12 protein-coding genes, 5 tRNA genes and 1 riboswitch are annotated in these 11,941 nt (G+C 56.1%); of the genes, 11 read left to right on the forward strand and 6 right to left on the reverse strand.

What is annotated here, in order from left to right; genetic code table 11:
• Positions 1-90: 90 nt before the first annotated feature.
• The gene (locus tag M9827_RS25980) at positions 91-600 is read right to left on the reverse strand and encodes a 6,7-dimethyl-8-ribityllumazine synthase (protein WP_250608026.1); all 510 of its coding nucleotides are present in this window, start codon (positions 598-600) and stop codon (positions 91-93) included.
• A gap of 103 nt (positions 601-703) precedes the next feature.
• Positions 704-875, reverse strand: a riboswitch (FMN riboswitch).
• A 198-nt stretch (positions 876-1,073) separates the two neighbouring features.
• Between M9827_RS25980 and ltaE the strand changes: the two genes are divergently transcribed.
• From ltaE to M9827_RS26020, 8 genes are all read left to right on the forward strand, one after another.
• Positions 1,074-2,078, forward strand: coding sequence for a low-specificity L-threonine aldolase (gene ltaE, locus M9827_RS25985; protein ID WP_250608027.1), 1,005 nt, complete (start codon positions 1,074-1,076; stop codon positions 2,076-2,078).
• A 146-nt stretch (positions 2,079-2,224) separates the two neighbouring features.
• Entirely contained in the window at positions 2,225-4,843 is a 2,619-nt protein-coding gene (alaS, locus tag M9827_RS25990) for an alanine--tRNA ligase (protein WP_250608028.1), read from the forward strand.
• A gap of 90 nt (positions 4,844-4,933) precedes the next feature.
• Entirely contained in the window at positions 4,934-6,175 is a 1,242-nt protein-coding gene (locus M9827_RS25995) for an aspartate kinase (RefSeq protein WP_250608029.1), read from the forward strand.
• Between the two features lie 187 nt (positions 6,176-6,362).
• Positions 6,363-6,551: a carbon storage regulator CsrA gene (gene csrA / locus M9827_RS26000; RefSeq protein WP_002554426.1), complete on the forward strand. Its 189-nt coding sequence runs from the start codon at positions 6,363-6,365 to the stop codon at positions 6,549-6,551.
• A 62-nt stretch (positions 6,552-6,613) separates the two neighbouring features.
• Positions 6,614-6,704, forward strand: a tRNA-Ser gene (locus M9827_RS26005).
• A gap of 107 nt (positions 6,705-6,811) precedes the next feature.
• A tRNA-Arg gene (locus tag M9827_RS26010) sits at positions 6,812-6,888 on the forward strand.
• Between the two features lie 72 nt (positions 6,889-6,960).
• Positions 6,961-7,037 (forward strand) — tRNA-Arg (locus M9827_RS26015).
• A 71-nt stretch (positions 7,038-7,108) separates the two neighbouring features.
• Positions 7,109-7,185, forward strand: a tRNA-Arg gene (locus M9827_RS26020).
• Positions 7,186-7,204: 19 nt separating this feature from the next.
• On the opposite strand, the gene M9827_RS26025 is transcribed toward M9827_RS26020, so the two are convergent.
• Positions 7,205-7,723: a cell envelope protein SmpA gene (locus M9827_RS26025; RefSeq protein ID WP_250608030.1), complete on the reverse strand. Its 519-nt coding sequence runs from the start codon at positions 7,721-7,723 to the stop codon at positions 7,205-7,207.
• Positions 7,724-8,043: 320 nt separating this feature from the next.
• On the opposite strand from M9827_RS26025, the gene mgtE reads away from it, so the two are divergent.
• Positions 8,044-9,486, forward strand: coding sequence for a magnesium transporter (mgtE, locus tag M9827_RS26030; protein ID WP_250608031.1), 1,443 nt, complete (start codon positions 8,044-8,046; stop codon positions 9,484-9,486).
• 114 nt (positions 9,487-9,600) lie between these two features.
• On the opposite strand, the gene M9827_RS26035 is transcribed toward mgtE, so the two are convergent.
• Positions 9,601-9,927 carry an Arc family DNA-binding protein gene (locus M9827_RS26035; protein WP_003178899.1) on the reverse strand — a complete coding sequence of 109 codons (327 nt, stop codon included), beginning with the start codon at positions 9,925-9,927 and terminating at the stop codon, positions 9,601-9,603.
• A gap of 4 nt (positions 9,928-9,931) precedes the next feature.
• Positions 9,932-10,186, reverse strand: coding sequence for a hypothetical protein (locus M9827_RS26040; protein ID WP_250608042.1), 255 nt, complete (start codon positions 10,184-10,186; stop codon positions 9,932-9,934).
• Between the two features lie 131 nt (positions 10,187-10,317).
• Here M9827_RS26040 and phnN point away from each other — a divergent pair, with 131 nt between their 5' ends.
• Positions 10,318-10,887 (forward strand): phosphonate metabolism protein/1,5-bisphosphokinase (PRPP-forming) PhnN, encoded by a 570-nt coding sequence (gene phnN / locus M9827_RS26045; protein WP_250608032.1) that lies wholly within the window; start codon positions 10,318-10,320, stop codon positions 10,885-10,887.
• Here phnN and M9827_RS26050 read toward each other — a convergent pair.
• Together M9827_RS26050 and M9827_RS26055 are read right to left on the reverse strand one after the other, a co-directional pair.
• On the reverse strand, positions 10,862-11,041 hold the full coding sequence (locus M9827_RS26050; protein ID WP_250608034.1) for a PA3371 family protein: 180 nt from the start codon (positions 11,039-11,041) through the stop codon (positions 10,862-10,864). The two genes, phnN and M9827_RS26050, sit on opposite strands and share 26 nt — an antisense overlap.
• A gap of 20 nt (positions 11,042-11,061) precedes the next feature.
• On the reverse strand, positions 11,062-11,298 hold the full coding sequence (locus tag M9827_RS26055) for a hypothetical protein (protein ID WP_250608036.1): 237 nt from the start codon (positions 11,296-11,298) through the stop codon (positions 11,062-11,064).
• A 294-nt stretch (positions 11,299-11,592) separates the two neighbouring features.
• On the opposite strand from M9827_RS26055, the gene M9827_RS26060 reads away from it, so the two are divergent.
• A tRNA-Arg gene (locus M9827_RS26060) sits at positions 11,593-11,669 on the forward strand.
• Positions 11,670-11,941 lie beyond the last annotated feature (272 nt).

Consider the following 11,941-nt stretch of genomic DNA (forward strand, 5'->3'; position numbering starts at 1 on the left):
CGAAGGCTGCGATCTTTTGATCTTGTTTTTAGACGATCAAAAGATCGCAGCCTCGTTTCACTCGAAAGCTCCTACAGGGAAGCGTTTTGGTCAGACGGCGAGTGCACGCGGCTCACTACGGCGCAGCGCACGAACCTTTTGCAGCGTATCGGCGCAAGTTCTGGCCGCTTCCTGACCCTTGTGCACGAAGTGCTCGAAGAAGAACTTCTGGTGCTCTTCACCGGCGTGGAAGTGATGCGGCGTCAGCGACACCGAGAACACCGGCACTTCTGTTTCCAGTTGCACCTGCATCAGGCCGCTGACCACCGACTGGGCGACGAACTCATGACGATAGATGCCGCCGTCCACGACCAGGGCTGCGGCGACGATGCCGGCATAACGACCGGTCTTGGCCAGCAGCTTGGCGTGCAGGGGCATTTCAAAGGCGCCGCCGACTTCGAAAATGTCGATGTCCGATTCCTGATAACCCAAGGCAAGCATTTCGGCGACGAAGCCTTTACGGCTCTGGTCGACAATTTCCTTGTGCCAGCAGGCCTGGATGAACGCGACGCGATCGCCGTGGGGGTGTTTGCTTTTGCTGTCGATAGCGGTGGGTTGCATGTTCTGACTCCTGTTTGTGTGAAAAACAGGGCGTTATGAATCGAAAGGGATTCAAGGGTACGAGCGCACGCAAGAATGCACGCGGACGGCCCTTTGGCGTTAATCCCGTTCTCTCTTCATCCGGACTATGACCGTCGGCCCCGGAATCACACCGGGTCTGCTGACCTTGCCGCCGCGCACAACCCAAGCTGTGTTCGTCGCCAAGCGCTCGCGGGCTATGCGCATTGCGCGCAATTACCGCCGGTGGGGAATTGCACCCCGCCCTGAGAACGTTTTTGCCGCCCTTTCTCGGGCGGCGCAGCGTTTTTAACACAGATTGTGGCTCTGTGCATTGCGCCTTTCTGATGATTGCCATCGAGTTTTCTGGCGGTTCGAAACGACTTTTCCTTGTGCAAGGGTTGATTAATCCGCGCGATGACCGCAGTAATTCCACTTCGTAAAGGGATTTCCCCTGCTGACTTGAGGCCAGGTTCATGAGCGTTATCGATCTTCGCAGCGACACCGTCACCCAACCGACTCTCGCCATGCTCGACGCGATGACCGCAGCGGACACCGGTGATGATGTTTACGGCGAAGATCCGACGGTCAATCGTCTGGAAGCCGAACTGGCCAGCCGCTTGGGTTTTGCCGCCGCTTTGTTTGTGCCGACCGGCACCATGAGCAACCTGCTGGGGCTGATGGCGCATTGCGAGCGCGGTGACGAATACATCGTTGGTCAGCAGGCGCACACCTATAAATATGAAGGTGGTGGCGCAGCAGTACTCGGTTCGATCCAGCCGCAGCCGCTGGAAGTGCAGGCCGACGGTTCGCTGGATCTGGATCAGGTCGCGGCAGCAATCAAGCCGGACGACTTCCATTTCGCCCGTACTCGTTTGCTGGCGCTGGAAAACACCATGCAGGGCAAAGTGCTGCCGCTGGACTATCTGGCCCGCGCCCGCCGCTTCACTCAGGACAAAGGCCTGCAGTTGCACCTTGACGGCGCGCGCCTCTACAACGCCGCGGTCAAGCTGGGCGTGGATGCCCGGGAAATCACTCAGTACTTTGATTCGGTGTCGGTGTGCCTGTCCAAAGGCCTTGGCGCGCCTGTTGGCTCGGTGTTGTGTGGCTCTGAACAACTGATCGGCAAGGCCCGCCGTCTGCGCAAAATGGTCGGTGGCGGCATGCGTCAGGCTGGCCTGCTGGCGGCGGCGGGGCTGTATGCGCTGGATCACAATGTCGAACGTCTGGCGGACGACCACGCCAACGCGCAGTTGCTGGCCGATGGTTTGTGTGAAGCAGGTTTCATCGTTGAACCCGTGCAAACCAACATGGTTTATGTGCAAATGGGTGACAAAGCCAAAGCGATCAAGGCCTTTGCTGCCGAACGCGGGATCAAGTTGAGCGCCGCCGCGCGCCTGCGTATGGTCACGCACATGGACGTCAATCGCTCGCAAATCGAGCAAGTGATCGCGACATTCGTCGAGTTTTCGCGCAAGTGACAGCGTTAGCCGTCCAATTGACCGTTTCTATCGTATAAACACGCTGTACCCCGCGCGCAGGGCCGATATAATGCGGCCCTTTGCCGTCGCTTCGTCTGTTGACGTTTCGAACAGGCCTTTGGCCGCAGCCTCCGTGGAAGAACCTAATGAAAAGCGCAGAAATCCGTGAAGCCTTCCTTCGCTTCTTCGAAGAGCAAGGCCACACCCGTGTAGCCTCCAGCTCTTTGATTCCGGGCAACGACCCAACCCTGCTGTTCACTAACGCGGGGATGAACCAGTTCAAGGACTGCTTCCTGGGCCAGGAAAAACGTGCGTACACCCGTGCGACCAGCAGCCAGAAGTGCGTGCGTGCCGGTGGCAAGAACAGCGACCTGGAAAACGTCGGTTATACCGCTCGTCACCACACGTTCTTCGAAATGCTCGGTAACTTCAGCTTCGGCGACTACTTCAAGAAGGACGCGATTACCTACGCGTGGACTTTCCTGACCGGCGTTCTGCAACTGCCGAAGGAAAAACTCTGGGTCACCGTCTACGCCTCCGACGACGAAGCGTATGACATCTGGACCAAAGAAATCGGTGTGCCGGTCGAGCGCATGATTCGCATCGGCGACAACAAAGGCGCGCCATACGCCTCCGACAACTTCTGGACCATGGGCGATACCGGCCCGTGCGGCCCATGCACCGAGATTTTCTACGATCACGGCGACCACATCTGGGGCGGCCCTCCAGGTTCGCCGGAAGAAGACGGTGACCGTTACATCGAAATCTGGAACAACGTGTTCATGCAGTTCAACCGCACCGCCGATGGCGTGTTGCATCCGTTGCCAGCACCGTCGGTCGACACCGGCATGGGCCTGGAGCGGATCAGTGCGGTGATGCAGCACGTCAATTCCAACTACGACATTGACCTGTTCAAGAACCTGCTGAAGGCCTCGGCTGAAGCGATCGGTTGCGAAAACGGCGATCAGTCGTCGCTCAAGGTTGTCTCCGACCACATTCGTTCGTGCGGTTTCCTGATCGCTGACGGCGTGTTGCCGTCCAACGAGGGTCGCGGTTATGTGCTGCGCCGGATCATCCGTCGTGCTTGCCGTCACGGTAACAAGCTGGGCGCTACCGGCAGCTTCTTCTACAAGATCGTCGCGGCGCTGGTCGCCGAGATGGGCGAAGCCTTCCCGGAACTGAAGAAGCAGCAGAGCAACATCGAGCGCGTGCTCAAGGCCGAAGAAGAGCAGTTCTCCAAGACCCTGGAGCACGGCCTGAAGATCCTCGAGCAGGACCTGCTGGAACTCAAAGGCACCGTGGTGCCGGGCGACGTGGTGTTCAAACTCTACGACACCTACGGTTTCCCGATGGACCTGACCGCTGACATCGCACGTGAGCGTGGCCTGACCGTCGATGAAGTCGGTTTCGAGCGTGAGATGGAAGCCCAGCGTGTTCGCGCACGTTCGGCCAGTTCGTTCGGTCTGGACTACAACACCCTGGTCAAGGTTGATGTGGCCACCGAGTTCACCGGTTACAAAGACACCAGCGGTTCGGCAAAAATTGTCGCCATCTATAAAGATGGTCAGTCGGTCGACGTCTTGAATGAAGGCGAAGAGGCGGTGATCGTTCTGAATCAGACGCCGTTCTACGCTGAATCCGGCGGCCAGATCGGCGACTGCGGTTTCCTGCAGGCAGGCAACGCACGTTTCGACGTACGTGACACCACCAAGACCGGCGGCGCATTCCTGCACCACGGTGTGCTGGACTCGGGCAGCCTGACCATCGGCGCACCAGTGGAAACCCACGTCGACGCCGAAGTGCGTCACGCGACTTCGTTGAACCACTCGGCCACGCACTTGCTGCACGCTGCTTTGCGTCAGGTGCTGGGCGAGCACGTTCAGCAGAAAGGTTCGTTGGTGGATAGTCAGCGTCTGCGTTTCGATTTCAGCCACTTTGAAGCGATCAAACCGGAACAGATCAAAGCGCTGGAAGACATCGTCAACGCCGAGATCCGCAAAAACTCCGCGGTTGAAACCGAAGAAACCGACATCGAAACCGCGAAGAACAAAGGGGCGATGGCGCTGTTCGGCGAGAAGTACGGCGACAGCGTGCGCGTGCTGAGCATGGGCGGTGATTTCTCCGTCGAGCTGTGCGGCGGTATCCACGCCAACCGTACCGGTGACATTGGCCTGCTGAAAATCATCAGCGAAGGCGGTGTGGCATCGGGCGTACGTCGTATCGAGGCAGTCACCGGTGCTGCGGCACTGGCCTACTTGAACGCGGCAGAAGAACAACTCAAGGAAGCGGCCAGCCTGGTTAAGGGTAGCCGCGACAATCTGATCGACAAGCTGTCGGCTGTGCTGGAGCGCAACCGCCAACTGGAGAAGCAGTTGGAGCAGTTGCAGGCCAAGGCCGCCAGTGCCGCGGGCGACGATTTGTCGAACTCGGCAGTGGACGTCAAGGATGTGAAGGTTCTGGCTGCACGTCTGGATGGTCAGGACGGCAAGGCGCTGCTGGCGCTGGTCGATCAACTGAAAAACAAACTCGGCCGCGCAGTGATCCTGCTCGGCAGTGTCCATGAGGAAAAGGTCGTACTGGTTGCAGGCGTAACCAAGGACCTGACTGGCCAACTCAAAGCCGGTGATTTGATGAAGCAGGCTGCTGCGGCAGTGGGCGGGAAGGGCGGTGGTCGTCCGGACATGGCGCAGGGCGGCGGTATCGACGCCGGCGCACTGGATGGCGCACTGGCGCTGACCGTTCCATTCGTCGAGCAGGGTTTATAAGGCAGTCCGCCCGGCCCGCAGTCTAGTGGCGGGCCCGTCGGCTGTTCGAGTGATTATTGGGCGCCCTTCATGGGCAGAGGCGGCTTTGAAATGGCTTTGATCGTACAGAAATTTGGAGGCACCTCGGTCGGTACTGTCGAGAGAATCGAGCAGGTCGCCGACAAGGTTAAGAAATTCCGCGATGCCGGCGATGACCTGGTGGTTGTGCTGTCTGCAATGAGCGGCGAAACCAACCGTCTGATCGATCTGGCCAAGCAAATCAGTGGCGACACGCAACCGGTTCCGCGTGAGCTGGACGTGATCGTTTCCACCGGTGAGCAGGTGACGATTGCCCTGTTGGCCATGGCGCTGATCAAGCGCGGCGTGCCAGCGGTGTCGTACACCGGTAATCAGGTGCGGATCCTGACAGACAGTGCGCACAATAAAGCGCGTATCTTGCAGATTGATGACCAGAAGATTCGTGGTGATCTGAAAGCCGGTCGTGTTGTCGTTGTCGCCGGTTTCCAGGGCGTCGATGAGCACGGCAACATCACCACCCTCGGTCGTGGCGGTTCCGACACTACCGGCGTGGCACTGGCTGCCGCGTTGAAGGCTGACGAGTGCCAGATCTACACCGACGTTGATGGTGTCTACACCACCGACCCGCGTGTTGTGCCGGTCGCTCAGCGTCTGGACAAGATTACCTTTGAAGAGATGCTGGAAATGGCCAGCCTCGGTTCCAAGGTGCTGCAGATCCGTGCGGTGGAATTCGCCGGCAAGTACAACGTTCCGCTGCGCGTACTGCACAGCTTCAAGGAGGGTCCGGGCACCCTCATTACTATTGATGAAGAGGAAACCATGGAACAGCCGATCATTTCCGGCATCGCTTTCAACCGCGATGAAGCCAAGCTGACCATCCGTGGCGTGCCAGACACCCCGGGCGTGGCATTCAAGATTCTCGGCCCGATCAGTGCCGCGAACATCGAAGTCGACATGATTGTGCAGAACGTTGCGCACGATAACACCACCGACTTCACTTTCACCGTGCACCGCAACGACTATCAGTCCGCGCAGACCGTACTGGAAAACACCGCTCGCGAGATCGGTGCCCGTGAAGTGGTTGGCGACACCAAGATTGCCAAAGTCTCGATCGTCGGCGTCGGCATGCGTTCTCACGCAGGTGTGGCCAGCCGCATGTTCGAATCCCTGGCAAAAGAAAGCATCAACATCCAGATGATCTCGACCTCGGAAATCAAGGTTTCCGTGGTGATTGAAGAGAAGTACCTGGAACTGGCTGTGCGCGCCCTGCACACGGCTTTCGAACTGGATGCTCCGGCCCGTCAGGGCGAGTAATTCCGTTTCTTGAAGGGCGCGGTCTGACCGCGCCCTTTATTTTTTGAATGGCGCGAGTCCTGAACTGTTCTTTTGCTCGCGCTGGTCAATACTCAGGCATGTAGGGCTACGATCGCTCCGGTTGTAGGTCGGGTGCCTTTTTTTTGCAGACTGTTGTCCCTGAAGTGAATTGCGTGAGGAGAAAGGTATGCTGATTCTGACTCGTCGGTGCGCAGAAAGCCTGATTATCGGTGATGGCGAAATCACCGTGACCGTGCTCGGCGTTAAAGGAAACCAAGTGCGTATCGGCGTCAACGCCCCGAAAGAGGTTGCCGTGCACCGTGAGGAAATTTACCTGCGTATAAAGAAAGAGAAGGACGAAGAACCAAGCCATTAATTTTTATCGTTTTTTATGTTTGCAAACGGGGAAAAGGTTGGTTAAGATACGCCCCGTGTTGCGGAGAGCTGGCCGAGTGGCCGAAGGCGCTCCCCTGCTAAGGGAGTACACCTCAAAAGGGTGTCGGGGGTTCGAATCCCCCGTTCTCCGCCATTATTTGCTTAGTACGTTGTAATCTGGCTTTTTCTGTAAGTTGTTGAAATTAATAGAAAAAGTGGTTGGAATAGAGATTAGACGGGCTATAATGCGGCGCAACAAATGCACTCGTAGCTCAGCTGGATAGAGTACTCGGCTACGAACCGAGCGGTCACAGGTTCGAATCCTGTCGAGTGCACCATTTAAGAGTCAGTTGCAGCAATGTAAATGACTTGGCTTCAACCAGGTGTGATCTGGTCTAACAAACACAAATGCACTCGTAGCTCAGCTGGATAGAGTACTCGGCTACGAACCGAGCGGTCACAGGTTCGAATCCTGTCGAGTGCACCATTTAAGAGTTAGTTGCAGCAATGTGAATAACTTAGTTTCAGCCAGTTGTGGTCTGGTCTAAAAACACAAATGCACTCGTAGCTCAGCTGGATAGAGTACTCGGCTACGAACCGAGCGGTCACAGGTTCGAATCCTGTCGAGTGCACCATATACCAAAAAGCCCGCGTCTAACGCGGGCTTTTTGCTGTCCGGGATTTGGCTTTTGCCTTCACACATCCTCGCTCATCAAAATCAATCTGAGCCGAACGTCCTCGCTTGAGGTCGTATCGATAGCTCGTCGCCGATGTTCGGATATTTACCTTGTCTGGCTTGCCCAACGCGCTCTCGACATCTTGCTGGCTCATGCCGGCAATGACGCGGCGATTGATGATCGCTTCGCGCCGTTGCCTGGCATCGATCAGGTTTCCGCATCTGTCTTCAGCGTGACCGACAATCCCTGGTGCTCGAGTTTTGGTAGTCATGCCGGATATTTGCTCATGGTTGTGTTCTGGCATCACCGCCGCGACGGATCCGGGGGAGTAGGGGTGAACTTCCTGTTCTGAGCGCCGCTCGCCGTGCGCGCAACTCATCGAGGTGAAGGTGATGCTGCCATCATCGGCTTCGCAGCGATGCAGCGTGAGGGCGGCTCCGCTAGGCGGCAGACAGAGCAGGCTGGCGAGTGCAAGGTGAGAGGTTTTCAAGGGCATTCGACGTCCTCCATGACGATCTATGCTCAAGGGTAGTCGCTACATTTTTCGACGCCGGTGTGTTTTCTTTTCAGAATGAGTCGTCGCATAGCAAGGATCAGGACGGTGCTCAGGATTGTTTCGCAAGCGCTTGTTTCGACCGCGATTTTTTAACGTTTTAAACCGTCAGGCGGTGTATCATTGCGCCCGTCAGCCCCGCCGGGGCTTATGGAAAAATTCCATGGACTTACCCAGTAGTTACTCAGTACCCCGTTTCACCAATCATGAATTGACTGATTGATTCTTCCGGCGTGCCCCGCTGCTGGGAGTGGAGTTCGCCTATGTCTGAAATCGAAGTAAAGAAAACGCAAGAAAGCCTGCAGGATCGCCTGGCTCAGGTCGTTGAGCTGCTGCAGCGTCAGCGGGTCGTTGAAGACCTGACTCATCGCCAGGAGGGCGCGCATCACGATCGCGTCGAAAACCTGGTTCACCGGCAAAATCTCGTCGAGCTGCAACGCAAGCTTGATGATCTGCACTCCGCCGACGTTGCCTACATCCTTGAAGCCTTGCCGCTGGACGACCGTCTGACGCTTTGGCAATTGGTCAAGGCTGATCGCGACGGCGACATTCTCCTTGAAGTATCCGATTCCGTTCGTGAAACGCTGATCGCCGACATGGACGATCACGAGCTCCTGGCTGCCGCCAAGGACATGGACGCTGACGAACTTGCTGACCTGGCTTCCGAGCTGCCGCGAGACGTCGTCCATGAGCTGATGGAGAGCCTGGATAACCAGCAGCGTGAGCGCGTGCGTTCGGCCTTGTCTTACGACGAAGAGCAGGTCGGTGCACTGATGGACTTCGAGATGGTGACCATCCGTGAGGACGTCAGTCTCGAAGTGGTTCTGCGTTACCTGCGCCGGCTTAAAGAGCTGCCGGGCCATACCGATAAGCTGTTCGTGGTCGATTACGATGGTGTGCTCAAGGGCGTGCTGCCGATCAAGCGTTTGCTGGTCAACGATCCGGAAAAACAGGTTTCTGAAGTCATGGCCAGCGATCCGGTGAGTTTTCACCCGGACGAAGATGCCTATGACGCTGCTCAAGCGTTCGAGCGTTATGACTTGATCTCGGCTCCGGTGGTCGACAAGAACGGCAAGTTGATCGGTCGTCTGACCATCGACGAAATGGTCGACCTGATTCGTGAAGAAAGCGAGAGCGAAGTTCTCAACATGGCCGGTCTGCGTGAAGAGGAAGATATCTTCGCTTCGGTCTGGAAGTCTCTGCGCAACCGTTGGGCGTGGCTGGCGATCAACTTGATCACTGCGTTTGTTGCGTCGCGAGTGATCGGTCTGTTCGAGGGCTCGATCGAGAAGCTGGTAGCACTTGCAGCACTTATGCCGATCGTGGCGGGTATTGGCGGTAATTCCGGTAACCAGACGATCACCATGATCGTTCGTGCCATGGCGCTCGACCAGGTCAGCACCGGTAATACTTCGCGGCTAATGCGCAAAGAGTTGGCGGTAGGCTTGATCAATGGCTTGGTCTGGGGTGGTGTAATCGGCGTGGTTGCTTACCTTCTTTACGGAAGTTGGTCGTTGGGTGTGGTGATGACCGCGGCAATGACGCTCAATCTGTTGCTGGCCGCATTGATGGGGGTGTTGATCCCTATGACCTTGGCGAAGATGGGGCGAGATCCAGCGATGGGGGCTAGCGTGATGATCACTGCGATGACCGACAGCGGTGGTTTCTTCATCTTCCTCGGGTTGGCGACAATATTCCTGCTCTGATCAGCTACAGCGAAACAGCCCGCCTATCTGGCGGGCTTTTTTGTGCTTGGGAAAACTCAAAATCCGCGCAAAAAAAAGCCAGCAATTATGCTGGCTTGAGATGTTCGTTATGGCTCAGGACGCGTCTGCTGCCATTTCGGCGTCATGGGCAATCAAGGACACCAAGGCGTTCTGCTGGCGGTGAGACAGCTGGCGGAAACGTTGCAACAGCTCGCGCTCGTGCAACGACAGCTCCGGGCTGTCCAGGCGCATGCTCAGCTCTTCGCCCAGTGCACCTTCCTGAATAAGACTCTGCTCAAGGCGCGCAATGATCTCGGAGTTCATGCTGCGATGATGATTGCGAGCCACCTCGGCAATGCGTTCACGCATTCCGTCTGGCAGACGTACGACGAACTTGTCAGCCGTACGGCTGGAATAAATTGCCTGTTTCAATGGGCGCATATATTTAACCGGTTAGTTCAGGGGAGCGGTTCTCGGGATTGGCCGCAGGATGTGTGGTAGGACAAGCATCCGCGCCAAATGGTTCAACCTGAATTGTTAAGAGGCCCGCATCATGCCTCAAAATTGCCAGATCATTGGCGTCAATTCTGTGACAAATATTGAGCTGGGTAAAGGCGTAATGCCAGCACCAATTATCAGAAATGCGGACTGGTTTGAAATCTTCGCCTCTGTCCGCAACCTTGTCCGCTTCCTGCTGCATATCAATTGATGTCCGTACGCATCAGAACATGCATGCTATGCGGGTTCTGCATCCTTGTTCCTTACCTGTACAGGATAGTGGCAAATTGCCGATTTACTAGTGGCAGACACCCGTTGGAGGGCGTTTTCAGGATGGATGGCAAGCTAATTTATTTAATGGGACCGTCCGGTTCAGGCAAGGACAGTCTGATAGAGGCTGCGCGCGGGCCATTACAAGCACTGAACTGTGAAATCATGCGTCGGATCATCACGCGATCGGCTGAATCGTTAGGGGAAGATGCCATTGGTGTGACGCCGGAGGAGTTCGAGCGCCGCGAGCAAGTCGGCGACTTCTCACTGGCTTGGCGTGCCAATGGTCTTGCCTACGGAATTCCGGTGGAAATGAACCAATTGCTGAGGGCAGGACGGCATGTATTGGTCAATGGCTCACGGGCCAATCTGCGTCATGCAATGGAGTGCTATCCAAGGCTGTTACCGGTTTTGCTGACAGTTCGTGATGGGGTGTTGCGAGAACGTTTGCTCAAGCGCGGTCGAGAAACGCCTGAGCAAATTGACGCGAGACTGGCTCGCAATGCGTTTTTCAAAGACAGGAGATCAAGTGATGGGCCAGTACACCTTATCGACAACTCAGGTGATCTGACGGAAGCTGTTAATGCTCTCTTGTGTCTGATCAGGCTCAGCGTAAAACCGGATCAAATTTGATCTTTCGTCCTGCGGCCAGTGCCAGCACAAATAGCAGGCCAAAAACGGCGCAGCTAATCAGGGGCGGGGTGATTTCAGCTTCCTCGAACAGCGATAAATGCACGACGCCACTCAATAGGGCGAGGATCAGAAATCCCGCAGCTGACTTGGACATGTTGTACTCCTGAAGATGTTTCAAAAAACCAGATGTTCGGAGGTCAGTGCTGGTTGCACCTGCTCCGAGTTACTGACAGCGTGTCGTGTAGAGGTGTCCTGATCGCTCAGCACCGCCAGTTGGGGCGCTTTTTGTACCTGCAAGTAATGCGGTATGCGCTGCGCCAAAGGCTGCGGCGAGTCGCTTTCGGCCATAAAGTGGAAGCCCACCAAAACCGCCAAAGCAATTGCGTTTGCAAGCAAAAGGGTGCTGTTCATGGGCGTAGCTCCGAATCTTCTTCTATAGAACAGACACAGCAGCCGTCGTGCCAACAGTCTAGCCTCTGTTATGTCCTTTAAAAACAAGCAGTTGAGTGGATTTTTTGGATTGTTCAGGTTGCAATCTGCAATGATGACCTTTCAAGGGGAGTGCAAAATGCACGGTAATTCTTCCCGCATCATTGCTGGGCGCTTGCCTACACTTAAAAAGCCCAACGGACGACATGACAAATCGGGGTTCGGTGGTTAACATGCACGCCGTCCGTCATGCAGCGTCTGCTGCGACCAGCGTTTGTCTCAGTAGCTCAATTGGATAGAGCATCCCCCTCCTAAGGGGAAGGTTGGCAGTTCGAACCTGCCCTGGGACACCATCTATTGTTCTAACCTTTTCTTTAATACTCGTCTCCCCTCAACGAACGCTCCGTTCCTTTGTTGGGCTGCCTGTTTGTGTGGCTGCTTTACTCGCGCCAAATTCTGTGTGGCGCACTGTCCCGCTGTCCGGTTGATTTCGAATCGGGGGCGTGAGGCTTGCTTCTATATATAGGTAGGGGGGGGCAGGGATGGTATTTGGATAAAAGCGAAATTAACGGTTGACGGCAGATTCAGGATGTCTATAATTCGCCCCACTTCCGGCGCAGTCGAA

Origin of the sequence: Pseudomonas sp. AKS31 (assembly GCF_023634765.1) — a bacterium.
Lineage (GTDB): Bacteria > Pseudomonadota > Gammaproteobacteria > Pseudomonadales > Pseudomonadaceae > Aquipseudomonas.